Annotated in this window: 25 protein-coding genes; all 25 read left to right on the top strand. The window is 41.2% G+C overall.

All coding sequences use genetic code 11. The features are described 5' to 3' along the window. Positions 1-78 precede the first annotated feature (78 nt). The 25 genes from rplS (at position 79) to flgD (ending at position 24024) form a co-directional block, all read left to right on the top strand. Positions 79-426: a 50S ribosomal protein L19 gene (gene rplS, locus NST65_RS07650; RefSeq protein WP_008354510.1), complete on the top strand. Its 348-nt coding sequence runs from the start codon at positions 79-81 to the stop codon at positions 424-426. A gap of 90 nt (positions 427-516) precedes the next feature. Further along, the gene (gene ylqF, locus NST65_RS07655; RefSeq protein ID WP_024424188.1) at positions 517-1365 is read left to right on the top strand and encodes a ribosome biogenesis GTPase YlqF; all 849 of its coding nucleotides are present in this window, start codon (positions 517-519) and stop codon (positions 1363-1365) included. Between the two features lie 76 nt (positions 1366-1441). Next, the gene (locus tag NST65_RS07660) at positions 1442-2206 is read left to right on the top strand and encodes a ribonuclease HII (protein WP_034281766.1); all 765 of its coding nucleotides are present in this window, start codon (positions 1442-1444) and stop codon (positions 2204-2206) included. A 26-nt stretch (positions 2207-2232) separates the two neighbouring features. Further along, the gene (locus NST65_RS07665; protein WP_342489349.1) at positions 2233-3972 is read left to right on the top strand and encodes a glycosyltransferase; all 1740 of its coding nucleotides are present in this window, start codon (positions 2233-2235) and stop codon (positions 3970-3972) included. Continuing rightward, entirely contained in the window at positions 3969-4244 is a 276-nt protein-coding gene (locus NST65_RS07670; RefSeq protein WP_003211418.1) for a FlhB-like flagellar biosynthesis protein, read from the top strand. Before NST65_RS07665 ends, NST65_RS07670 begins: the two co-directional genes overlap by 4 nt. Positions 4245-4420: 176 nt before the next feature. Next, positions 4421-5581 (top strand): ADP-forming succinate--CoA ligase subunit beta, encoded by a 1161-nt coding sequence (gene sucC, locus NST65_RS07675; protein WP_024426972.1) that lies wholly within the window; start codon positions 4421-4423, stop codon positions 5579-5581. A 22-nt stretch (positions 5582-5603) separates the two neighbouring features. Then, on the top strand, positions 5604-6506 hold the full coding sequence (sucD, locus tag NST65_RS07680) for a succinate--CoA ligase subunit alpha (protein WP_007499624.1): 903 nt from the start codon (positions 5604-5606) through the stop codon (positions 6504-6506). Between the two features lie 63 nt (positions 6507-6569). After that, the gene (dprA, locus tag NST65_RS07685) at positions 6570-7472 is read left to right on the top strand and encodes a DNA-processing protein DprA (protein ID WP_034281769.1); all 903 of its coding nucleotides are present in this window, start codon (positions 6570-6572) and stop codon (positions 7470-7472) included. A gap of 193 nt (positions 7473-7665) precedes the next feature. Next, positions 7666-9741, top strand: a complete 2076-nt coding sequence (gene topA, locus NST65_RS07690; RefSeq protein ID WP_034281770.1) for a type I DNA topoisomerase — start codon at positions 7666-7668, stop codon at positions 9739-9741. Positions 9742-9811: 70 nt separating this feature from the next. Then, positions 9812-11116 carry an FADH(2)-oxidizing methylenetetrahydrofolate--tRNA-(uracil(54)-C(5))-methyltransferase TrmFO gene (gene trmFO / locus NST65_RS07695; protein ID WP_024424183.1) on the top strand — a complete coding sequence of 435 codons (1305 nt, stop codon included), beginning with the start codon at positions 9812-9814 and terminating at the stop codon, positions 11114-11116. Positions 11117-11178: 62 nt separating this feature from the next. Beyond that, the gene (gene xerC, locus NST65_RS07700; protein WP_034281771.1) at positions 11179-12096 is read left to right on the top strand and encodes a tyrosine recombinase XerC; all 918 of its coding nucleotides are present in this window, start codon (positions 11179-11181) and stop codon (positions 12094-12096) included. Positions 12097-12110: 14 nt separating this feature from the next. Further along, on the top strand, positions 12111-12656 hold the full coding sequence (hslV, locus tag NST65_RS07705) for an ATP-dependent protease subunit HslV (protein ID WP_034281773.1): 546 nt from the start codon (positions 12111-12113) through the stop codon (positions 12654-12656). A gap of 16 nt (positions 12657-12672) precedes the next feature. After that, complete coding sequence (gene hslU, locus NST65_RS07710) at positions 12673-14073, top strand: HslU--HslV peptidase ATPase subunit (protein WP_024424180.1); 1401 nt, start codon at positions 12673-12675, stop codon at positions 14071-14073. Between the two features lie 34 nt (positions 14074-14107). Next, complete coding sequence (codY, locus tag NST65_RS07715; RefSeq protein WP_007499612.1) at positions 14108-14887, top strand: GTP-sensing pleiotropic transcriptional regulator CodY; 780 nt, start codon at positions 14108-14110, stop codon at positions 14885-14887. Between the two features lie 288 nt (positions 14888-15175). Then, complete coding sequence (flgB, locus tag NST65_RS07720; RefSeq protein WP_012009952.1) at positions 15176-15565, top strand: flagellar basal body rod protein FlgB; 390 nt, start codon at positions 15176-15178, stop codon at positions 15563-15565. After that, positions 15565-16017, top strand: a complete 453-nt coding sequence (gene flgC, locus NST65_RS07725; RefSeq protein WP_024424179.1) for a flagellar basal body rod protein FlgC — start codon at positions 15565-15567, stop codon at positions 16015-16017. Before flgB ends, flgC begins: the two co-directional genes overlap by 1 nt. A gap of 11 nt (positions 16018-16028) precedes the next feature. After that, entirely contained in the window at positions 16029-16346 is a 318-nt protein-coding gene (gene fliE / locus NST65_RS07730) for a flagellar hook-basal body complex protein FliE (RefSeq protein ID WP_034281774.1), read from the top strand. Between the two features lie 49 nt (positions 16347-16395). Beyond that, positions 16396-17988, top strand: a complete 1593-nt coding sequence (gene fliF / locus NST65_RS07735; RefSeq protein WP_024424177.1) for a flagellar basal-body MS-ring/collar protein FliF — start codon at positions 16396-16398, stop codon at positions 17986-17988. A gap of 11 nt (positions 17989-17999) precedes the next feature. Beyond that, entirely contained in the window at positions 18000-19016 is a 1017-nt protein-coding gene (gene fliG, locus NST65_RS07740; protein WP_034281776.1) for a flagellar motor switch protein FliG, read from the top strand. After that, entirely contained in the window at positions 19009-19773 is a 765-nt protein-coding gene (gene fliH / locus NST65_RS07745) for a flagellar assembly protein FliH (protein WP_034281779.1), read from the top strand. Before fliG ends, fliH begins: the two co-directional genes overlap by 8 nt. After that, on the top strand, positions 19770-21086 hold the full coding sequence (gene fliI, locus NST65_RS07750; protein ID WP_034281781.1) for a flagellar protein export ATPase FliI: 1317 nt from the start codon (positions 19770-19772) through the stop codon (positions 21084-21086). The genes fliH and fliI overlap by 4 nt, the downstream gene beginning before the upstream one ends. 8 nt (positions 21087-21094) lie before the next feature. Then, positions 21095-21538, top strand: a complete 444-nt coding sequence (gene fliJ, locus NST65_RS07755; RefSeq protein ID WP_024424173.1) for a flagellar export protein FliJ — start codon at positions 21095-21097, stop codon at positions 21536-21538. A 12-nt stretch (positions 21539-21550) separates the two neighbouring features. Then, complete coding sequence (locus NST65_RS07760) at positions 21551-22252, top strand: MotE family protein (protein ID WP_065214352.1); 702 nt, start codon at positions 21551-21553, stop codon at positions 22250-22252. Beyond that, positions 22253-23578 carry a flagellar hook-length control protein FliK gene (locus NST65_RS07765; protein ID WP_065214353.1) on the top strand — a complete coding sequence of 442 codons (1326 nt, stop codon included), beginning with the start codon at positions 22253-22255 and terminating at the stop codon, positions 23576-23578. Next, positions 23578-24024: a flagellar hook assembly protein FlgD gene (gene flgD / locus NST65_RS07770; protein WP_024426978.1), complete on the top strand. Its 447-nt coding sequence runs from the start codon at positions 23578-23580 to the stop codon at positions 24022-24024. The genes NST65_RS07765 and flgD overlap by 1 nt, the downstream gene beginning before the upstream one ends.

The raw sequence follows: 24024 nt of genomic DNA on the forward strand, positions 1-24024 counted from the left end.
CTGATCCAAGTTTGAAAACGATGTTCCGCTGCAATGAAGAAAGAGGACATGAGCATCTGTTGGAAGGAGTTGAAAACGATGCAACATTTGATTGAAGAAATCACAAAAGAACAATTACGCACTGATCTTCCTGCGTTCCGTCCTGGTGACACTTTACGTGTACATGTTAAAGTTGTCGAGGGTACTCGTGAGCGTATCCAGATCTTTGAAGGTGTTGTAATTAAGCGTCGTGGTGGTGGAATCAGCGAAACTTTCACAGTTCGTAAGATCTCTTACGGTGTAGGCGTTGAGCGTACATTCCCTGTACACACACCAAAAATCGCTAAGATCGAAGTTGTACGTCACGGTAAGGTACGTCGTGCGAAACTTTACTACCTACGTGAACTTCGCGGTAAAGCGGCTCGTATCAAAGAAATCAGACGATAATGATATCAAAGGAAAGAGCTTGTTACCTGTAACAGGCTCTTTTTTTGTACAATGTATAGAGATAACAGGTAGAAGAAAGAAGGTGCACATATGACGATTCAATGGTTTCCAGGCCATATGGCAAAAGCAAGACGTGAAGTCACAGAAAAATTAAAACTCATCGACATCGTATTTGAATTAACCGATGCAAGAATTCCGATGTCCTCTAGAAACCCAATGATCGAAGAAATCCTTCAAAACAAACCCAAAATCATGCTCTTAAACAAAGCAGATAAAGCAGATCCTCGTATGACAAAGGAGTGGCAGGCGCACTTTGAGCAGCAAGGCGTTCGGTCACTTGCCATTAACTCAGTCGATGGACAAGGGTTAAATCAGATCATCACAACTTCAAAAGAAATTTTAAAAGAAAAATTCGACCGCATGAAAGCAAAAGGCGTCAAACCACGTGCAATTCGAGCACTAATTATCGGGATTCCCAACGTCGGAAAATCGACCTTAATCAATCGTTTAGCAAAAAAGAACATTGCCAAAACAGGAGACCGGCCTGGTATTACGACATCACAGCAATGGGTGAAGGTAGGGAAAGAACTAGAACTGCTTGATACCCCTGGAATCCTCTGGCCGAAGTTTGAAGATGAGCAGGTAGGACTCAGGCTTGCGGTGACTGGAGCGATCAAAGATTCGATCATCAACTTACAGGATGTCGCTGTGTATGCACTTCGTTTTCTAGAAGAGAATTACCCAGAGCGATTAAAAAAACGCTATGATCTAGCGGAGATACCTGAAGATACGGTTGAGCTGTTTGATGCAATTGGCACTAAGCGCGGCTGTCTAATGAGCGGGGGATTCATAAACTATGACAAAACCACCGAAATCATTATTCGGGATATTCGAACAGAAAAATTTGGTCCCCTCACTTTTGAGAAGCCTGAAAGCTAAAAGACACGCAGCTCATGCGGGTCTTTATTTTTTGCGAAAAACTGCCGATATAAAGAAGGAGGCTGCGAAAAAGCCTATGTACACGGTGAAACAAATAAAAGAACTAATAGAAAAGCATGCAGGCGACGAGTCATACATTCGCGAGCTTGTGAAAGATGATACGAGAAAAAGTGTCCAAAAACTGATAGAAAAGTGGCACAAAGAGAGAGAAAAGCAGCAAGCACTTCACGCAGCATGGCATGACATGCTGCAATTTGAAAACAAAGCAAAGACGCAGGGATACACATGTATTGCTGGAATAGATGAAGCAGGAAGAGGACCGCTTGCCGGCCCAGTTGTGGCAGCAGCCGTTATATTAAAGGAAGAGACAGTCCTGCTCGGTTTAAACGACTCAAAGCAATTATCTGAGAAAAAAAGATTGGCTTATTATGATTTAATTCAAAAAGAAGCACTTGATATCGGAATCGGCATTGTTGATGCGGCTACGATCGATGAAATCAATATTTATGAAGCATCAAGACTGGCGATGGTAAGAGCTGTAGAGCAGTTAACTCATACACCTGATTATCTACTCATAGATGCCATGACACTCCCGCTTTCTACCCACCAAGAGAATATCATCAAAGGAGATGCAAAAAGTGCATCCATTGCAGCAGGTGCATGTATTGCGAAGGTGACAAGGGATCAGATGATGGAAGAGTACGGGCGTAAATATCCTGAGTATCAATTTGAAAAACATAAAGGGTACGGAACGAAAGAGCACCTGGCTGCGATTCAAACACATGGTGCTACCCCAATCCACCGATTATCGTTTGCGCCGGTGAAATCTGTTATATCATAAATTTTAATCTAAGGAGGCTGCCTGTGATGACAAGAGTTGAGGACATACATACAGCACTGAATAGCCGGCTGAATACGGCCGAATCGGTTCCATTAAACACCGAAGGGAAGGATAATGTTCATCGGCTGATTCTCGGCAAGGTACTAAAAATGCTTGGAGATGATACAGCCCTTGTTCAAATAGGCTCAACGAAAATAAAAGCACAGCTGGCGGCTCAGCTTAAAGCAGACGCGTTTTATTGGTTCCAATTTGAACAAGAGGGTGGAGGCAGCCTCAATAAACTAAGACCCGTTCAGCAATTTGATCAAGATCCTAAGACATTAAAAGATGCAGCAGCCAAACTATTAGAAGGTCTCTCACTGAAAAATGGGATTGAAAACATGCTGACGGCTACAGCTTTTTTAAAGGAAAAGCCGGTCATCAACGAAGGAGAGTTAAAAACGGCAGTGAAGTGGATCGAACAGCTTCAAGGAGCTGATGTGAAGAAAGGGCTCCAGGCACTTCTCTTTGCTTTAAAGAAAGATTTACCGATCCAGCAAGGGGTGCTTCAATCTATTTTAGCCGTAAAATCATCCTCTGCCCTTCACCAGGATATAACAGCGCTATTAAATCAATTAACACAGCTTCCGAAGCACACAGATGCCACACAGACCCTTATAAAAGCCGTTCGGTCAGTTGTAGATGCAGAGACAGCCATCCATGCAGAAAAGCTCTTATCGGTCCTTCTAGCAGCGAGAGAAGGCGTGGCGAAGCAAGACGGCAATTCACCAATAACGACTCCGCTCAATCCGTCTCAGCAAAAAGAAAATAGTCTTGCCTCAATTGTACAAGAGCGTCAGCCGTCCCAAGTTCTTCAGACAAACGTGCAGCAGCAGTCAACAAGTCCAACAGCGCTGCAAATTCCGCTTCAGCAAATTGAGCGGATACTGACAAGCTTGATGAAACAAGGTGCAGACGGGCAGCAAGAGCCTAACTTAAAACAGCTCACAGCATTGCTGCAAGGGCTCCAGCAGGCAGGATCTCAGCCTGACGCAAAAGGAGCTGTGCTTCAAAAAGAGTTTCCCTTCCTGTCAAAAAGAGAGGCAAAAGCTTTGGCCCAGGTGGTGCAGCAGACTGAACCAACATTAAGCAATAAAACTGATGTGCTCGATTTACTTATGACGATGAAAAAGGCAATTGGTGTACGTGATGAAATCGGTATGCTGAAACTGCTCGAAAAAGGCAGCCAGGATGTCAAAAGTCAGGAGCTGCACCAATTAAAGCTTGTGCTGAATGATGTGAAGCAGGCGGATTTACCAGAGCACGTTAAAAAAGAAGTGGATCAATTATTTCATAGATTGAATGGGCAGTTATTTGTGCAGCAGGAGAACCAAACCGTCAGTCAAATGATGGTTTCCTATCCTCTTTTCTCAAAACATAGTGTTCAAGATTTAACCTTTATACTAAAGGGACATAAGAAAAAAGATGGCTCTATTGATATTTCTCAGTGCCGCCTGATGTTTTATCTAAACATGGAAAACCTTGAAGAAACCTTAATAGACTGTACGATTCAGCAAAAGGTCATGTCTATTACTGTCGAGACAGCCCATGAACTGCAAGGAACCATTAATCCGATGATTCCGGCTGTTCGGGAGAATTTAAATGCTCTAGGATACAGTTTAACGGGAATTACAGCAAAAAAGAGACAAGAGCCAGTAGATCCGTCTCAATTTCTAGATGAACACTTTCATAAAATCAGCGAGAAAGGGCTGGACTTACGAGTATGAAGGATTCAAAACCGCTTAGAAGAGCGGTCGCTCTGCATTACGATGAAGAAAAACAAAAAGCGCCAAAAGTCGTTGCAACAGGCAGCGGCTATGTGGCAGATCATATTATTGAAGAAGCAAAAAAGTCGGGAGTCCCAATCCAGGAAGACCGTAATTTAGTCGAACTCATGCGACATTTAACATTAGATGAGGAGATCCCCGAAGCGTTATACGATACTGTAGCAGAAATTTTTTCGTTTATCTACAGATTAGATCAAAAAATGAAAAAATAAGGTAAAAAAAGTGATTTGGCTGAAAAATTTATATTTTTAATAAAATAAAAGTTTGAATGTTTAGAAGGATTTTACGATTTTACATAGAACCCTAGACATTCTCTTTTTTATTCTTTAAAATGAAAGCGCAGTCTATTTTATAATTTTTGTTTCTACATATGTTGGGAGGATGGGAAATGAATATCCATGAGTACCAAGGAAAAGAAATCCTAAGAAAATATGGGGTTTCAGTTCCAAATGGTAAAGTAGCATTTACACCTGATGAAGCAGTGAAAGCATCAGAAGAGCTAGGGAGCTCTGTATATGTCGTAAAAGCACAGATTCATGCAGGCGGCCGTGGTAAAGCAGGCGGGGTAAAAATTGCAAAAACGAAAGATGAAGTGAAAGGGTTTGCAGAGGAATTGCTCGGCAAGACACTTGTCACACATCAAACAGGGCCTGAAGGGCGCGAAATAAAACGCTTACTTATTGAAGAAGGCTGCGATATTCAAAAGGAATACTATGTTGGACTAGTTTTGGACAGAGCGACATCAAGAATTGTATTGATGGCATCTGAAGAAGGCGGTACTGAAATTGAAGAAGTAGCAGAAAAAACGCCAGAAAAAATCGTCAAAGTGGTCATCGACCCAGCGATTGGCCTGCAAGGCTATCAGGCGAGAGAAGTAGCATTTAAAATTAATATTCCAACAAAATTAGTTGGCCAAGCTGTTAAGTTTATGACAAGCCTTTACAATGCGTTTATTGAAAAAGATTGTTCAATTGCTGAGATTAATCCACTTGTTGTAACAGGCGATGGAAAAGTCATGGCACTTGATGCAAAATTAAACTTTGATAGCAATGCCTTATATAGACAAAAAGATATATTAGAATACCGTGACCTTGATGAAGAGGATCCAAAAGAAATTGAAGCATCTAAATATGACTTAAGCTACATTTCTTTAGATGGAAATATTGGCTGTATGGTCAATGGAGCAGGACTTGCGATGTCTACAATGGATATCATCAAGCATTACGGCGGGGACCCTGCAAACTTCCTAGATGTTGGCGGCGGTGCAACAGCTGAAAAAGTAACGGAAGCATTTAAAATCATCTTATCTGATCAAAATGTCAAAGGGATTTTCGTGAACATTTTTGGCGGCATCATGAAATGTGATGTGATTGCAGAAGGTGTTGTTGAAGCGACGAAACAGGTCGGCTTAACATTACCACTTGTTGTACGTCTTGAAGGAACAAACGTTGAATTAGGGAAGAAAATCCTGAGTGATTCAGGCTTAAATATCACTTCTGCTGAGTCTATGGCTGACGGGGCAGAAAAGATTGTATCTTTAGTCAAGTAGAGCAGAAAGGCAGGGAACCTAAATGAGTGTATTTATTAATAAAAATACGAGAGTAATTGTTCAGGGGATTACCGGTTCAACCGCATTGTTCCATACAAAACAAATGATTGAGTACGGAACAAATATCGTTGGCGGTGTCACACCTGGAAAAGGTGGAACTGAAGTAGAAGGAGTTCCTGTATTTAATACTGTATCTGAAGCAGTGCAGACTACTGGAGCGAACGCTTCTGTTATCTATGTACCAGCACCATTTGCGGCAGATGCCATTTTAGAGGCTGTTGACGCAGAAGTCGATCTCGTCATTTGTATCACTGAACATATTCCAGTGCTTGACATGGTCAAAGTGAAACGGTATATGGAAGGGAAAAAGACAAGACTAGTTGGGCCAAACTGCCCAGGTGTCATCACACCTGAAGAATGTAAAATTGGTATCATGCCTGGCTACATTCATAAAAAAGGTCATGTGGGTGTTGTTTCTCGTTCTGGAACGCTTACATATGAAGCGGTACATCAGCTTTCAGAAGCTGGTGTTGGACAATCGACAGCTGTAGGAATCGGGGGAGACCCGGTAAATGGGACAAACTTTATTGATGTTTTAAAAGCATTCAATGAAGATCCTGAAACGCATGCTGTGATTATGATCGGTGAAATCGGCGGTACGGCTGAAGAAGAAGCAGCTGAATGGGTAAAAGCAAATATGACTAAGCCAGTCGTTGGCTTTATTGGCGGTAAAACGGCGCCTCCAGGAAAACGTATGGGACATGCTGGTGCCATTATTTCTGGTGGTAAAGGAACAGCTGATGAAAAGGTAAAAACAATGCGTGAATGTGGAATTGAAGTGGCAGAAACACCATCTGTCATGGGAGAAACGTTGATTAAAGTATTAAAAGAGAAGAATCTCTTCGAAGCTTGTAAAACGCATTAATGACACAAGAAGACTTGTTCTTTGGCAAGTCTTCTTCTTTCTATCTTAAACTGGAGGAATGGTATGTACAACGTGTCCGAAAGAATGATTTTTCACCGCTTAAAAGGCCTCATCTCACCCTCATTATTAACAAAATGGTGGAAAGTCGATCCTGAGCTATATATAAATGAAGAAACACATCATTTTAAACAGGATCGAGCGTTACAAACGATCGACTTTACCCGCTTAAAACAAGCTGAAGAAAATGAATTCCCCATTTTTCAACACATCGTTCAAGCCTATTTAAAGCAAAACATTCACATGATTCCCATCACATCACCCTTATATCCCAGCACACTAAAAAATATTTATGATCCTCCCCCTGTGTTATTCCTAAAAGGAAACGTATCATATTTAAATGAAGAAAAAAGTTTAGGTGTAGTCGGCACGCGAGTTCCATCGTCTTATGGAGAAGCATGTGTGAAGAAAATTGTTGGTGAGCTTGTAAAGGAAGATTGGATGATTGTCAGTGGTTTAGCTAAAGGAATCGATGGACTTGCACATAAAGAGTGCATCAGAAAAAAAGGAAAAACGATCGGCATTATAGCAGGCGGTTTTCAGCATTTATACCCAAAAGAGCATGAGCAAATGGCTCAATACATGGGCGAGCATCATTTGCTTTTGTCAGAGCATCCTCCTTATGTCAAACCAGAAAAGTGGCATTTTCCAATGAGAAATCGTTTAATTAGTGCACTGACGAAAGGAACCATCGTGATACAGTGCAAAGAAAAGAGCGGTTCTCTTATTACAGCCTATCAAGCACTTGAGCAAGGAAAAGAGGTATTTGCAGTTGCTGGATCCATCTTTGATCCTAATTCCACAGGTCCGGCAAGACTCATTCAGCAGGGAGCAAAGCTTGTTCATTCAACAAAAGATATTTTAGAGGAATTCTCCTTCCGCAGCGTTCAATATACTGAACCAACATAAAAATATCGTTTGACAAAAGACATCGGAATATTTAATAATAGTGAGGATTTAAGTTTACACTTTGTTTTTCGTGTTTATAATGATGTTCATCATAAAGAATTTTTAATGATTGCCTGTTAGATAGGTGCAATTAACATAAATATGAATTGTGAAATGTATAAAGAGAGAACACCTCTTAAGGGGGATTTTGAGTATGGCTGATTATTTAGTCATCGTTGAGTCGCCAGCAAAGGCGAAAACGATTGAGCGTTATTTAGGAAAAAAGTATAAAGTAAAAGCTTCAATGGGGCACGTAAGGGATTTACCGAAAAGTCAGCTCGGTGTTGATACTGAGCATGACTTCGAACCGAGATATATTACGATTCGCGGGAAAGGCCCGGTTTTAAAAGAATTAAAAACAGCGGCGAAAAAAGCAAAAAAAGTCTATCTCGCAGCTGACCCCGATAGAGAGGGAGAAGCGATTGCTTGGCATTTAGCACACAGCCTTGACCTTGACCTCTCTTCTGAATGCCGCGTTGTTTTTAACGAGATTACAAAAGATGCGATTAAGGATTCCTTTAAGCATCCACGTATGATCAATATGGACTTAGTTGATGCGCAGCAGGCAAGACGGATTTTAGATCGTCTCGTTGGGTATAAAATCAGTCCGATTTTATGGAAGAAAGTGAAAAAGGGCTTAAGTGCCGGACGTGTTCAATCAGTTGCACTCCGCCTGATTATTGATCGCGAGAATGAAATTAATGAATTTAAACCAGAAGAATACTGGACTATTGACGGTACATTCCTTAAAGGAAAAGAAAGCTTCGAAGCGAGTTTCTTTGGCCTCAATGGTAAAAAACATCCATTGAAAACAAAAGAAGATGTAAAAGAAATCCTTTCGAAATTAAAAGGAAGCAAATTCTCTGTAGAGAAAGTAACGAAAAAAGAGCGGAAACGTAATCCAGCCGTTCCGTTTACGACTTCTACTTTACAGCAGGAAGCTGCAAGAAAATTAAACTTCCGTGCGAAAAAAACAATGATGATTGCACAGCAATTATATGAAGGAATTGATCTTGGTAAAGAAGGTACAGTCGGTCTCATTACATATATGAGAACGGACTCAACACGTATTTCCAATACGGCGATTGAAGAAGTATCTGCTTTCATTGATCAGACGTACGGCAAGAATTTCTTAAACACAACAAAACGACCGGCCAAAAAGAATGAAAATGCACAAGATGCTCACGAAGCCATCCGCCCGACTTCTACGTTAAGAAAACCGGCAGATGTCAAGCATGTGCTAAGCCGCGATCAGCTTCGTCTGTATAAATTGATTTGGGAACGATTCGTGGCAAGCCAAATGGCGCCGGCTGTTCTTGATACAATGAGTGTGGATCTTGATCATAACGGTCTTACTTTCCGTGCGAATGGCAGTAAAGTGAAATTTCCTGGGTTTATGAAGGTTTATGTGGAAGGAAAGGACGACCAGCTAGAGGAAAAGGACAAAATGCTTCCTGATCTCAAAGAAGGGGATACAGTTCTTTCAAAAGATATCGAACCTGAACAGCACTTCACACAGCCGCCTCCGCGTTACACTGAGGCAAGATTGGTCAAAACACTTGAAGAGCTCGGTATAGGCCGTCCATCTACGTATGCACCAACATTAGATACGATTCAAAAGCGCGGCTATGTCGCACTTGATAATAAACGATTTACTCCGACAGAGCTTGGAGAGATTGTACTCAACTTAATCATTGAATTCTTCCCTGAAATCATTAACGTTGAATTTACAGCGAAAATGGAAAAGGAACTTGATAGCGTTGAAGAAGGTACGATCGAATGGGTTCGTATTATCGACAGCTTCTATCAAGACTTTGCAAAACGGGTAGAAAAAGCTGAAGCAGAGATGCAAGAAGTTGAGATTGAGCCGGAATACGCCGGAGTTGATTGTGAAGAGTGCGGACATCCGATGGTGTACAAAATGGGTCGATACGGTAAGTTCATGGCTTGCTCTAACTTTCCTGACTGCCGTAACACAAAACCAATTGTCAAAGATATCGGTGTCAAATGCCCGTCTTGTCATGAAGGAAACATTGTTGAACGAAAATCGAAGAAACGCCGCATTTTTTACGGCTGTGATCGTTTTCCAGAGTGTGAATTCGTCTCTTGGGACAAACCAATTGAAAGAAAGTGTCCAAAATGCGAAAATATGCTTGTAGAGAAAAAGCTGAAAAAAGGCGTTCAAGTTCAATGTGTGAACTGTGATTATAAAGAGGAACAACAAAAATAGCGGTGAGCAGCCTTGTTCACCTGCTTTTTTATGTCATCAAACAGACCTTACGAAATAGGAGAGTTGTACAATGAGTCAATTTGTAAATGTGATCGGAGCCGGTTTAGCTGGAAGTGAAGCAGCATGGCAAATCGCTAAACGAGGCATTAAAGTCAATTTATATGAAATGAGACCTGTGAAACAAACGCCGGCTCACCACACAGATAAATTTGCGGAGCTTGTATGCAGCAACTCACTGCGTGCGAATGCTTTGACAAATGCAGTAGGTGTATTAAAGGAAGAAATGCGTCATTTAGATTCAGCCATCATCGCAGCAGCAGATGAAAGCTCAGTTCCTGCTGGCGGCGCGCTTGCAGTAGACCGTCATGAATTTGCAGCAAACGTGACAGACCGCGTGAAAAATCATCCGAATGTTACTGTCTTTCAAGAAGAGGTGCAGAGCATTCCAGAAGGTCCGACAATTATCGCGACTGGCCCGCTGACATCTGAAGCACTTTCCAAAGAATTAAAATCGTTAACAGGAGAAGAATATCTCTATTTCTACGATGCAGCAGCACCTATTCTAGAGAAAGACAGCATTGATATGGATAAGGTGTACTTGAAATCTCGCTATGACAAAGGAGAAGCTGCTTATTTAAACTGTCCAATGACAGAAGAAGAATTCGATCGTTTTTATGAGGCGCTCATTTCTGCTGAAACTGTACCATTAAAGGAATTTGAAAAAGAAATCTTCTTTGAAGGCTGTATGCCAATTGAAGTCATGGCGAAAAGAGGAAAGAAAACGATGCTGTTTGGTCCGATGAAGCCAGTAGGACTTGAAGATCCGAAAACAGGCAAAAGACCTTACGCTGTTGTTCAATTAAGACAGGATGATGCAGCAGGTACTTTATATAACATCGTTGGCTTCCAGACACATCTGAAGTGGGGCGATCAAAAGGAAGTATTCCGTTTGATTCCAGGTCTTGAAGAAGCAGAGATTGTCCGTTACGGCGTGATGCACCGTAATACATTTATTAACTCGCCAAGCCTTTTAAGACCGACTTATCAGTTTAAAAATAGAGATGATCTATTCTTTGCCGGACAAATGACAGGCGTTGAAGGGTATGTCGAGTCCGCAGCGTCGGGACTAGTGGCAGGTATTAACGCCGCTCGTTTTGTCAAAGGAGAAGAGCTTGTGACACTTCCGGAGGAAACGGCGATTGGCAGTATGGCTCACTACATCACATCGACAAACAAGAAAAGCTTCCAGCCGATGAATGCGAATTTTGGTTTGCTGAAAGATCTAGGAGTTCGAATTAAAAACAAACAAGAACGTTATGCAGAGTACGCTAAGCGTGCAATCGAAACTATTCAAACTATTTCGAAATCTCTGTAGTAAAACATTGCACGGAAAGCAAGATATGTGATACCATTTAAAAGCCTTAAAGAGGTGTAAAAATGACGAATAAACAGCGTCTTGTCCACTTATTCATTGAATATCTGCAAATTGAAAAAAACTATTCAGCTTTAACGATCTCAGGATATACAGAAGCCATTGAAGAGTTTGTCAGATTTATGAACATTCAAGGAATAGACGGTTTTGAAGAGGTATCCTATCAAGATACGAGAATTTATTTAACAGAAGCTTATGAAAAAGGCCTGACAAGAAGAACGATTAGTAAGAAAGTCTCTGCGCTTCGCAGCTTTTATAAATTTTTATTAAGAGAACAGCTTGTGAAAGAAAATCCTTTTTTACTCGTTAGCTTACCAAAGCAGGATAAGCGGATTCCTTCATTTTTGTATGAAGAGGAACTAAAAGAGCTTTTTACAGTTTCTGATGTCAGCACACCACTTGGGCAAAGAAATCAAGCCATTTTAGAACTTCTTTATGCAACAGGTATGAGGGTCAGTGAGTTATGTTCATTAAAAGAATCTGATCTTGATTTATCGATGGATACAGTGCTTGTTCATGGGAAAGGCAGCAAGCAGCGGTATGTTCCTTTCGGGTCATATGCTCATGAAGCGCTCATTACTTATTTAGAGGATGGAAGGCAGAAGCTGAAAGCTAAGGGGAAAGACCGCGCTGATACTCATGTGTTTTTGAATCAGCGCGGGACGCCTCTTACAGACAGAGGTGTTCGATTCATTCTCACTGAATTAATGAAAAAGGCGTCAGGTACATTACATATCCATCCTCACATGTTGAGGCACACCTTTGCCACGCATCTCTTAAACGAGGGAGCAGATTTGAGAAGTGTTCAAGAACTTCTCGGTCATTCAAATTTATCATCTACACAGGTGTACACGCATGTATCAAAAGATTCTTTAAGAAACACGTACATGTCTCATCACCCAAGGGCTTTTAAACGATCCTAAAAGGAGGTTTTTTCATGTCATCATTTCATGCAACAACCATCTTTGCCGTTCAACATAAAGGAAAAAGTGCAATGGCTGGCGACGGTCAAGTTACTTTCGGGCAGGCTGTCGTGATGAAACACACAGCAAAAAAAGTGCGCCGTCTTTTCGGAGGCAAGGTGCTTGCAGGTTTTGCAGGTTCAGTAGCAGATGCTTTTACACTCTTTGAAAAGTTTGAAACAAAGCTTGAAGAATATGGTGGTAACTTAAAGCGGGCAGCCGTAGAACTAGCGAAGGAATGGCGAAGTGACAAGATGCTAAGGCAGCTTGAGGCTATGCTCATCGTCATGAATAAAGAAAGTATTTTGCTCGTCTCTGGAACTGGAGAGGTCATTGAACCAGATGATGGGATTTTGGCCATTGGCTCAGGCGGCAACTATGCGCTTAGCGCCGGGAGAGCTCTCAAAACCCATGCAGGTGATCATCTCACAGCGAGAGAAATTGCAAAGGCCGCTCTTGAAACGGCCGGAGAAATCTGTGTCTACACGAACGATCAAATCACTTTAGAAGAGCTTGAATAGAAAGGACATGAGACGTATGGAGAAAAAGCCGTTTACCCCAAGAGAGATAGTTGAAAAGCTTGATCAATACATCATTGGTCAGCTTGATGCGAAAAAAGCAGTGGCGGTGGCTTTAAGAAACCGTTACAGAAGAAGTCTTTTACATGATAAGCTAAAGGATGAAGTCGTTCCTAAAAACATTTTAATGATCGGCCCAACAGGTGTGGGGAAAACAGAAATTGCCCGCAGAATTGCTCGAATTTCTGGTGCGCCTTTTATTAAAGTGGAAGCGACGAAGTTTACTGAAGTGGGTTATGTCGGCCGTGACGTAGAGTCCATGGTGAGAGATTTAGTTGAAACAGCGATTAGACTTGTCAAAGAAGAAAAGATGAAAGATGTTCAAGAAGAAGCAGAAAAACAAGCAAATAAACGTCTTGTTCATTTACTTGTTCCTGGTAAGAAAAAGAGCCAGTCTGTGAAAAATCCTTTTGAGATGCTGTTTGGCGGTTCTGATGAAGATGACCGTGATCGAGATCATTCAAATGAAGAAGTGGAACTCGAATCGACAAGAAAGCGAATCGCTCATCAGCTGGCTATGGGAGAACTTGAAGATCATTACGTCACGATTGAAGTAGAAGAACAGCAGCCTTCCATGTTTGATATGCTTCAAGGCTCGGGTATGGAGCAAATGGGTATGAACATGCAGGATGCGCTCGGCAATCTCATGCCTAAAAAGAAAAAACGCAGAAAGCTGACTGTCAGAGAAGCAAGAAAGGCGTTAACGGCTGAGGAAGCTTCAAAACTGATTGATATGGATGAAGTCAGTCAGGAAGCGGTCTACAAAGCAGAGCAGCAAGGAATTATTTTTATCGATGAAATCGACAAAATTGCCAAAAGCGGTGGTGCATCATCTGCAGATGTTTCTCGTGAAGGGGTTCAGCGTGATATTTTACCGATTGTAGAAGGTTCAACTGTGATGACGAAATATGGTGCCGTTAAAACTGATCATGTGCTGTTTGTTGCAGCAGGTGCATTTCATATGGCAAAGCCATCAGATTTGATTCCGGAGCTTCAGGGACGTTTCCCAATCCGTGTAGAATTAGATAAATTAAGTATAGAAGACTTTGTGAAAATCTTAACGGAACCAGATAATGCATTATTAAAGCAATATAAAGCTTTACTTGAAACAGAAGGTATATCTCTTGAATTTTCTGACGATGCTATTCATAAGATTGCCGAAGTGGCTTATCATGTCAATCAGGAGACAGATAACATCGGTGCAAGAAGGCTTCATACCATACTTGAGAAGCTGCTTGAAGAGCTTTCATTTGAGGCGCCTGATATTACGATGGAGACAGTGACCATTACCCCTCAGTATGTCGAAGAGAAGCTAGGAAAGATTGCAAATAACAAAGATTTAAGTCAATTTATACTTTAACAAATGAATAAAGTAATCTAGGAGGATCATTATTATGGCGTTACTACAAAAAACAAGGATTATTAACTCAATGCTGCAAGATGCAGCGGGGAAACCAGTTAATTTTAAAGAAATGGCAGAAACACTGAGAGATGTCATTGATTCAAACATTTTCGTATTAAGCAGAAGAGGAAAGCTTCTTGGCTACTCCATTAATCAGCAGATCGAAAATGCACGTATGAAAAAAATGCTTGAAGATCGTCAGTTCCCTGAGGAATATACAAAGAGTCTATTCAATGTCCCTGAAACGTCTTCAAACCTTGATATTAACAGTGAATATACAGCTTTCCCTATTGAGAACCGTGACTTATTCCAATCAGGCTTAACAACAATTGTCCCAATTATCGGCGGAGGAGATCGTTTAGGTACGTTAATCCTGTCCCGCTTACAAGATACATTCACAGATGATGATTTAATTCTTGCTGAATACGGGGCAACAGTTGTTGGAATGGAGATTCTTCGCGAGAAAGCAGAGGAAATCGAAGAAGAAGCAAGAAGCAAAGCGGTTGTCCAAATGGCGATTAGCTCTCTTTCATATAGTGAGCTTGAAGCGATTGAGCACATTTTTGAAGAGCTGGATGGAAACGAAGGTCTTCTTGTCGCAAGTAAAATTGCAGATCGTGTAGGGATTACGCGTTCAGTGATCGTAAACGCCTTACGTAAGTTAGAAAGTGCAGGCGTAATCGAATCTCGTTCTCTTGGAATGAAGGGAACGTACATCAAAGTGTTAAACAACAAATTTTTAATTGAACTCGAAAATTTAAAATCTCATTAATCAAAAACCCTTTTTGGCCGAAATAAATGCTGAAAAGGGTTTTTTTATGTGAAAAAATGAGGATTTGTCCGAAAAATGTCACTCTTTTTTCCAAGAAACCCCTTACAAATCTGTAGTGCTTTGAATCTAGGCCTTTATACCTATTCGTAAAATAGATATATATTACGAGTTTTTTTTACATATACATCATAGACTTTAATCCTATTATTTCTTACAATGAACATATGGTTTTACAAATCTCGACATGATTAAATGGAATGAAATACATATGATTGGAGGTATATGGTTTTGGATATATTTTCTGGAACGATAAGCAACCTTGAGAATGCCTTGGGCAGAGCGAATGTTAAGCAAAAAGTCATAAGCAATAATATCGCGAATATAGATACACCGAACTACAAGTCGAAAAACGTCGCATTCCATGACATGCTAAATGATGCGTCAATCAAATTAGATGCTAAAAAAACATACCAAGGTCACATTGATTTTTCAAAAACAGGGTCTAATTATTCAGTTGTTTCGAGCAACCGTACTTCTTATCAAGAAAACGGAAATAATGTCGATATTGATCAAGAGATGAGTGAACTCGCTAAAAACCAAATTCAGTATAATGCGCTGGTGGAAAGAATGAGCGGGAAATTCAATTCTCTTAAAACAGTTTTGACAGGAGGTAAGTGATGTCGATCTTTTCAGGAGTGAACGCTTCGGCCTCAGCATTAACGGCACAGAGGCTCAGAATGGACGTTGTATCCTCAAACCTTGCAAATATGGATACGACAAGAGCTAAACAGGTTGATGGCAACTGGGAGCCTTATAGACGTAAGCTTGTCACATTACAGCCGTCAGGTGAATCGTTTTCATCTATATTGAACTCAAGTATGAATTCGAGCGGCAAATTAGGAAACGGCGTCAAAGTAACAAAGATTACTGAAGACGAAACTCCATTCAACCTTCAATATGATCCTACAAATCCCGATGCCAATGAAAATGGATATGTTCAAACACCAAATGTCGATCCATTAAAAGAAATGGTCGACCTCATCAGCAGCTCAAGATCATATGAAGCAAACGTGACTGCTCTAAATGCGAATAAAAGCATGCTGATGAAAGCTTTAGAAATAGGAAAGTAAGGTGAAAACAATTGGTTAATGCAATATCTCCTTTCCAGCTTCAAACTGCTCAGCAAGCAAGTGAATTGACGAATGCAACGCCCATTCAGGCGGCTGCACCTAAAAGTCAAACGAATTTCTCTGATGTGCTGAAGAATTCCATTGAGGCATTAAATCAATCACAGCTGAAATCAGACCAGTATACAAATGCGCTTGCACAAGGAAAAGATGTCAATCTCGATGAAGTCATGATTGCTTCACAAAAAGCGAGTGTCACACTCACAGCTGCAACAGAGTTTCGAAATAAAGCAGTCGAAGCGTACCAAGAGATTATGAGAATGCAGATGTAGGAGGTGCTGGTGGACAAAAAAAGACTGAATGGAATGACCGGGGGTTAAGATGAATCGTACTTTAATGCAATTAAGAACAAAAACAGTTGAGTTTTGGCGAAATCGATCAAAATTACAAAAAATACTCATGATTGGCGGCGTTGCTGCCCTAGCAATCATTATTACGGTTGTTAGCATCTTTGCTTCTTCTGAAAAAATGGTTCCGCTCTTTAGAGACTTGTCTGAGGCAGAAGCTGGACAAATCAAACAGGAACTAGATGGCAAAAACGTTAAATCGGAACTTGCAAACAATGGAACAACGATTCTCGTTCCAGAAAAGCAAGCAGATTCTTTAAAAGTAACACTCGCATCCGAAGGGCTCCCTAAGACAGGCAACATTGATTATTCCTTCTTTGCAAACAATTCAGGCTTCGGTTTAACAGATAATGAATTTGATGTTCTGAAAGTAGACGCAACTCAGACAGAACTATCCAATCTGATCAACACAATTGATGGGATTAAAGATTCAAAAGTGATGATTAACCTGCCAAAAGATTCCGTTTTTGTTGGAGAAGAGCAAAGTAATGCATCAGCATCCATAGTGCTGCAAGTTGAGCCGGGCTACACGCTCACACCGCAGCAAGTAAAAGGCCTTTATCATCTTATTTCAAAAAGTGTGCCGAATTTAAAAACAGAAAACATTGTCATTATGGACCAAGATTCCAACTACTACGACTTAAACACCAGCTCCGATTCCTATGCAAGTGGAATGGATGCACAGCAGCAGAAAAAAGAGGAAATCGAAAAGAATCTTCAAAGAAAAATTCAGCAGCTGCTCGGAACAATGATGGGTCAAGATAAAGTGGCTGTATCGGTCACAACAGACATTGATTTTACTGAAGAAAAAAGAAAAGAAGACCTAGTAGAACCTGTTGATAAAGAAAACATGCAGGGGATTGCTGTCAGCGCTGAAAAGATTGCTGAAACTTATTCAGGTAACGGCGCAGCAGCTGGAGGCACCGCTGGAACAGGTGACGATGATGTCACAAATTATCAAGGTGCCGATGGAGCGAATGGAAGCGGAGATTACGAAAAGAGCGAAGATCGCATCAATTATGAAGTCAACCGCATTCATAAAGATATCAAAGAAAGCCCTTATAAAATTAGAGATGTTGGCATTCAAGCATTGGTCGAACCACCAACTGCAAACGATGTAAACTCTTTAACGGCTGAAAGACAAGATGATATCAAAAAGATTCTTTCAACGATCATTAGCACATCGATTGATAAAGAATACACAAATGGTCAAGCGCTCACTCAAGCCGACTTAGATAACAAAATCGTTTTATCTGTATCAAAATTAGACGGTAAACAGCAAACTGCGGCAGATAACCCTTCAAACAATATTCCAATTTGGGTTTATATTGTAGGCGGTGTGCTTCTACTTGCAATTATCGCTCTTATCATTCTTCTTGTACGCAAGCGTAGAAGAGATGAGGAAGAAGAGTTTGAGTTTGATGAACGTACACCAATCGATGTTCCTGATATCGACACTGAACCAGAAACAGAAGAAATGGTGAGAAAAAATCAGCTTGAAAAAATGGCAAAAGAAAAACCAGAAGACTTTGCTAAATTGCTACGCAGCTGGCTGTCCGAGGATTAGGAGGAATACACATGTCGAGAAAAGATCCAAATCGACTAACAGGCAGACAAAAAGCAGCAATCCTAATGATTTCCTTAGGGCTAGACGTGTCAGCATCTGTATACAAACATCTGTCTGAAGACGAAATAGAAAAATTAACATTAGAAATTTCCAATGTACGAAGTGTAGATACTGCTAAAAAAGATGAAGTCATCGAAGAGTTTCACAGCATTGCCATCGCGCAGGACTACATATCGCAGGGCGGTCTTATGTACGCAAGACAAGTGCTTGAAAAAGCGCTTGGTGAGGATAAAGCGGACAGCATCTTAAACAGGCTAACATCCTCTCTTCAAGTGAAACCATTTGATTTTGCTCGAAAGGCTGACCCAGAACAAATTTTAAACTTTATCCAGCATGAGCATCCACAAACGATAGCACTTATCCTTTCCTACCTGGATCCAGTGCAGGCTGGGCAAATTTTATCTGAGTTAGGCGAGGAAGTACAAACTGAGGTTGCGAGACGTATTGCCTTAATGGACCGTACATCTCCAGAGATCATCAATGAGGTGGAGCGTATTCTTGAACAAAAGCTTTCTTCAACCTTTACGCAGGACTATACGCAAACGGGCGGAGTCGAAGCGGTTGTAGAAGTGCTAAATGGTGTAGACCGTGCTACTGAGAAAACCATTTTAGACACACTTGAAATTCAAGATCCAGAGCTTGCTGATGAAATTAAGAAACGTATGTTTGTCTTTGAAGATATTGTCACTCTTGACAGCAGAGCGATTCAGCGTGTCATCAGAGATGTTGAAAATGATGACTTATTGCTCGCACTCAAAGTGGCAAGCGAAGAAGTCAAAGAAATTGTCTTCCGCAACATGTCACAGCGGATGGTCGAAACATTCAAAGAAGAAATGGAGTTTATGGGGCCTGTCCGGCTTAGAGATGTCGAGGAAGCACAAACCCGTATTGTCAGCATCGTAAGACGACTTGAGGAAGCTGGAGAAATCGTCATAGCTCGAGGCGGAGGAGACGATATCATTGTCTAGGATTATCAAACATGAAACATCTGTTATTCCTGAACAAGGGCGGCAAACGATTCCTTTACAGCAAGTAAACTTTAAAAGAGAACATCACGAAGAAGAGCTTGTCAATGAAACTGAAGCATCGCAGCTAGTACTCAGTGATGCAGAAGATCAAGCGAGCCGCATATTAGAACAAGCAAACAGTGAGCTGGAAAAAACAATGGCTGAAATCAATCAGCGCCGGACTGATTTTGAAGAGGAAAGAATGCAGCTCATTGAAGAAGCGAAACAAGCAGGTTATCAAGAAGGCTTCCAAAAGGGCGAAGCAGATGCGAATATGCAGTACCAAGCTATTCTTGATCAAGCAAATGACATCGTCAGTCTTGCAAGGCAGGATTACGAAGAAAAAATTGAAAGCTCTGCTGAGCAAATTGTAGAACTCGCTTTTGAACTCGCCAAACGCGTTTGGAATGCAGCTGAGGACACGAAAGATCCATTTTTGGCTCTTGTGAAGCAGGTCATTTCAGAAGTGAAAGAATATGATGATATTTCCATCTATGTTGACCCTGAACATTACGAGCATGTGATGGAATATAAAGACGAATTGATTAGAATCCTTCAAAAGGATACACACCTTGCCATTTACTCGGATGAAAAAGCGCCAAAAGGAACTTGTTACGTAGAAACAAGTTTTGGAAAAGTGGAAGCGAGTGTTGATACCCAAATGAATCAGTTGAAAGAAAAATTATTAGAAGTCATTGATTCAGGTGATCACAAATGAAAATGGATGTACTAAAAGAAACGATTGAAACTGCCGATCCTTATAAACGATTTGGTAAAGTCAATCGAGTGGTTGGGCTCATGATTGAATCTAAGGGGCCGGAGAGTTCGATCGGTGATGTTTGTCTCATTCATAAAAAAGGGAGCAAGCACCATCCGATAAAAGCAGAGGTCGTAGGGTTTAGAGATGAAAACATTTTGCTCATGCCTTATGTAGAAGCATCCAATATTTCACCAGGAAGTCTTGTTGAAGCGACGGGTGAGTCGCTGAAGGTCAAAGTAGGGACTGGATTAATTGGTGAAGTCGTTGATGCCTTCGGTGATCCGCTTGATGGCAGTATGCTTCCAAAAGGACTTGCACCTGTTTCGACAGATCAGTCACCCCCAAATCCAATGGACAGGCCGCCTATTCGAGAAAAGATGGGTGTCGGTGTTAGAGTCATTGATAGTTTGCTCACAGTTGGCACTGGTCAAAGGATCGGGATTTTTGCCGGAAGTGGTGTTGGAAAAAGTACCTTAATGGGGATGATTGCAAAGCAGACAGAAGCAGACCTGAATGTCATTGCCCTTGTTGGAGAGCGTGGCCGTGAAGTTCGTGAGTTTATTGAAAAGGATTTAGGTTCTGAAGGACTGAAGCGATCAATTGTTGTCGTTGCTACTTCTGACCAGCCTGCACTGACGAGACTGAAAGCTGCGTATACAGCAACAGCTATTGCGGAGTATTTCAGGGACAGAGGCAAAAATGTCATGTTCATGATGGATTCTGTTACGAGGGTCGCCATGGCGCAAAGGGAAATAGGACTCGCAACTGGCGAGCCGCCAACAACAAAAGGATATACACCTTCAGTGTTCGCTATACTGCCAAAATTGCTCGAACGAACTGGGACAAATCAGCTTGGTTCCATCACAGCGTTTTACACAGTGCTTGTTGATGGAGACGATATGAACGAGCCGATCGCTGATACAGTGAGGGGGATCCTTGACGGGCACATTGTACTTGATCGTGCTTTAGCCAACAAAGGACAATTTCCCGCTGTTAACATTTTGAAAAGTATCAGCCGTGTCATGAGTAATATCGCAAGTCATGATCACAAGGAAGCGGCTAACCGGTTCCGCCAGCTTTTGTCCACTTATCAAAACGCTGAAGACCTCATTAATATTGGAGCATATAAAAAAGGCTCCTCCAAAGATATTGATGAGGCCATGCAGGCTTATCCTCATCTGATTTCATTTTTGAAGCAGGATGTAGAAGAGGCTGTATCTATTGAAGACAGTGTGAGTTTATTGCTCAGTTTGATGAATAGAGAGGATTGACAAAAACAGTGAGATATCAATACAAATTTCAAAAGCTCTTAGAACTGAAAGAAAGTGAAAAAGACAAGTCACTCGCAGCGTACCAACAATCCGTTTCGGCATTTGAGCAAGTCGCTGAAAAACTCTATGAAAATATGAGTAAAAAAGAGCTAATGGAAAAAAGCAAAGAAGAAAAGCTGAGAAGTGGAATGAGTGTTCAAGAAATGCGTCATTACCAGCAATTTGTGACCAACTTAGATAACACCATTCAGCATTATCAGCAGCTTGTGATCATGAAACGCCATCAAATGAATGAAAAACAATCTGATTTAACTGAAAAAAACATTGAGTTTAAAAAGTTTGAAAAAATGAAAGAAAAGCAATTTGAAAAGTTCTCCCTTGAACATAAGGCAATTGAAATGAAAGAAATGGATGATATCTCTATCAGCCAATTCATGTTTCAAGGACATTAGGAGTCGAGATGAATGCCTAAGAAGGAAAAAACGAAGGAATCAGGCGGCGGAAAATTTCAATGGATCTTGTTTATTGTCATCATCCCATTGATTGTGCTTGTGATTGTCACTGGCACGATCCTTTATATGGCAGGTTTTGATCTAAAAAAACCGCTCCAAAACATTCCTGGGATCAGCAGTTTGGTTGGTTCAGATGACACCTCAAAAACGTCATCTTCACCTAATGATCAAAGCGATGCAGAGTTGAAAGAACTGAAAAAGACCATTAAAGAGCAAAAGAATGAGCTCGAAATTGCACAAAAAGATTTGAAAACAAGTGATGAAGAGATTAAAAGACTGAATCAAAAAATCAATTCACTTGAAAAAACATCTGAAAATGATGCAAAGAATACGTCTGCCAATGACAGTTCATCGAATAACAGCTCATCAAATAACACGTCAGATAATAACTCAGCAGGGACCTCCCCTGATGCAGCGGCTTCCTCTAATCAGCAGACAAAAGGAAAGGTCGCCAGCATTTATGAAAGCATGGACCCAGGGAAATCCGCCAAAATTTTATCAGAATTAAGTGATAAAGAGGCGTTAAAAATCCTTGAAGAGCTGAGCAAAAATAAACTGACAGACATATTAGCAAAACTGACACCTCAGAAGGCAGCAACGTTTACAAAAGAGCTTGCCAAAAAAGAAGAAAGTGAAAATGGGGGTGGACAATAAGTGAAGCTATTGGATATTGGAGCCTTACAGCAATCTTCTCAAGGTCTCTCAGGGCTAAAAGGAGACGGCGCTGCATCTGCACGCGGTTTGTTTAAACAATTGCTTAGCGGAGCAGGCGCTCAAAGCGGCCCTGTTCATGCTGAAACAGCCGCTCTTGCCTCTCTTTCTATCAATGATGCGATGCAAATTGTTGAAAAATGGATGCAATCACCTGAAGAAGGAATGAGCGCAGACTTACTAAGTGCGCTTCAAACACTACAAGGTCAAACGCTTGAATCATCTGATCTCAAATCACTTGAAGAATTATTTCAAAAAATGGAATCTTCCATTTACGGTGATCAAGCTGAAAAGCCAGGTTCTGAACATAATGAACAGCTCATACAAGTCCACTTTTTCATCTATCAATTGCTCAATCAACAGCCGCTCAGCTTTGATGCGAAACTTGTGCAGGATATTGAAGGGAAAGGTCAAGACTTTATCCACTTTCTTTCTAAAAACGGGGTAGATGAAAAACTCATTCAGCAAGTAAAAGAGCAGTTCTTCTCGCAGGGTTCAGCGCCAAAGCTGAATTCGATGACTCAAAGTGAGCTAAAGCACTTTAATCAGCTAATCGACCATATGATGGCCAATGCGAAAGGGTCTGACAAAGAGTGGAAAATTTCACTAGGAGAGTTGAAGGAACTAATCTCTCCAAAACAAGAATCTACACTCGCTTCTCCGGCAAAAGGGAATGCATCTCTTGAGTGGCTCATCAAAAAAGAGGTCGTTAAAGGACAAAGCGCTGCTGCACCAGCTTCTGAAAAAATAATGACCCACTCGCTTCTGCCAGGTCATAAGCAGTTTTTCCAACTGCAGTCAGCGGCTCCTGTTCAGCAGACACAAACGACTGATGAAAAGCCAGGAACGGTTGATCAGCAAATTCTAAACACGTGGAAGCAAATGAAATTCACGCCGTTTGGTAATTCAAGCGGACGCTTTACCGTTCGATTAAATCCTGAAAATCTTGGATTCATTACCATTCAGCTAACGAAGCAAAACGGTATGTATGCGAGTAAAATTACAGCCTCGACGCAAGCAGCGAAAGAGCTGTTAGAGCATCATCTGCCGCAGCTCAAGCAGGCGCTTCCAAATATGTCGGTTCAAGTGGACCGTTTCCATATACCGCTTCAATCAAATGAGCAGCCGTTATTTGGACAGTTTAGTGAAGAAAACAAGCAGCAGCAGCCAAAAGGACAGAATTTCCAGCAGACTGATGAACAGGAAACAGAATTCCAAGATGTACTGGATGCTCTTGTTGGGTCAGATGAAGAAGAGGAGGAGATCTAATGGCAACAGTTGATGCTACGAATAGAACAGCCGCACAAGCAGACACTTCTTCAAAAGCAGAAAAGAAAACAGATACGCTTGGCAAAGATCAATTCTTGAAAATTTTGCTCACGCAGCTTCAAAACCAAGATCCGACAAACCCACTTGATGACCGTGAGTTTGTCACGCAGCTGGCGACATTTTCATCTTTAGAACAGCAAACCAATATGAACGATTCGATCACCAAACTAAATCAGCTCATGTCTACATTTGTTGCACACCAAGATCCGTTTACGACGTATGTAGGCTGGATTGGTAAAGAAGTATCGGGCAAATTGGATGATAAAGAGATATCGGGCACTGTGAAGTCTGTTAAAAACATAGACAATGAATACTTACTTGTTTTAGAAGATGGAACGAAAATCAGCCCTTGGGATGTTACAGCAGTTGGAGAAAAAACGAAGTAA

This window comes from Bacillus sp. FSL P4-0248, from assembly GCF_038593305.1.
GTDB classification, from domain to species: Bacteria; Bacillota; Bacilli; order Bacillales; family Bacillaceae; genus Bacillus; species Bacillus safensis.

What these genes read in the sequence shown, in the direction of transcription:
- topA (WP_034281770.1), top strand. Translation starts at nt 7,666, where the DNA reads ATGGCTGATTATTTAGTCATCGTTGAGTCGCCAGCAAAGGCGAAAACG.
- NST65_RS07670 (WP_003211418.1), top strand. Translation starts at nt 3,969, where the DNA reads ATGAAGGATTCAAAACCGCTTAGAAGAGCGGTCGCTCTGCATTACGAT.
- trmFO (WP_024424183.1), top strand. Translation starts at nt 9,812, where the DNA reads ATGAGTCAATTTGTAAATGTGATCGGAGCCGGTTTAGCTGGAAGTGAA.
- flgC (WP_024424179.1), top strand. Translation starts at nt 15,565, where the DNA reads ATGTCGATCTTTTCAGGAGTGAACGCTTCGGCCTCAGCATTAACGGCA.
- fliG (WP_034281776.1), top strand. Translation starts at nt 18,000, where the DNA reads ATGTCGAGAAAAGATCCAAATCGACTAACAGGCAGACAAAAAGCAGCA.
- xerC (WP_034281771.1), top strand. Translation starts at nt 11,179, where the DNA reads ATGACGAATAAACAGCGTCTTGTCCACTTATTCATTGAATATCTGCAA.
- hslV (WP_034281773.1), top strand. Translation starts at nt 12,111, where the DNA reads ATGTCATCATTTCATGCAACAACCATCTTTGCCGTTCAACATAAAGGA.
- fliF (WP_024424177.1), top strand. Translation starts at nt 16,396, where the DNA reads ATGAATCGTACTTTAATGCAATTAAGAACAAAAACAGTTGAGTTTTGG.
- fliI (WP_034281781.1), top strand. Translation starts at nt 19,770, where the DNA reads ATGAAAATGGATGTACTAAAAGAAACGATTGAAACTGCCGATCCTTAT.
- NST65_RS07665 (WP_342489349.1), top strand. Translation starts at nt 2,233, where the DNA reads ATGACAAGAGTTGAGGACATACATACAGCACTGAATAGCCGGCTGAAT.
- flgD (WP_024426978.1), top strand. Translation starts at nt 23,578, where the DNA reads ATGGCAACAGTTGATGCTACGAATAGAACAGCCGCACAAGCAGACACT.
- hslU (WP_024424180.1), top strand. Translation starts at nt 12,673, where the DNA reads ATGGAGAAAAAGCCGTTTACCCCAAGAGAGATAGTTGAAAAGCTTGAT.
- ylqF (WP_024424188.1), top strand. Translation starts at nt 517, where the DNA reads ATGACGATTCAATGGTTTCCAGGCCATATGGCAAAAGCAAGACGTGAA.
- rplS (WP_008354510.1), top strand. Translation starts at nt 79, where the DNA reads ATGCAACATTTGATTGAAGAAATCACAAAAGAACAATTACGCACTGAT.
- codY (WP_007499612.1), top strand. Translation starts at nt 14,108, where the DNA reads ATGGCGTTACTACAAAAAACAAGGATTATTAACTCAATGCTGCAAGAT.
- sucC (WP_024426972.1), top strand. Translation starts at nt 4,421, where the DNA reads ATGAATATCCATGAGTACCAAGGAAAAGAAATCCTAAGAAAATATGGG.
- NST65_RS07660 (WP_034281766.1), top strand. Translation starts at nt 1,442, where the DNA reads ATGTACACGGTGAAACAAATAAAAGAACTAATAGAAAAGCATGCAGGC.
- dprA (WP_034281769.1), top strand. Translation starts at nt 6,570, where the DNA reads ATGTACAACGTGTCCGAAAGAATGATTTTTCACCGCTTAAAAGGCCTC.
- NST65_RS07760 (WP_065214352.1), top strand. Translation starts at nt 21,551, where the DNA reads ATGCCTAAGAAGGAAAAAACGAAGGAATCAGGCGGCGGAAAATTTCAA.
- sucD (WP_007499624.1), top strand. Translation starts at nt 5,604, where the DNA reads ATGAGTGTATTTATTAATAAAAATACGAGAGTAATTGTTCAGGGGATT.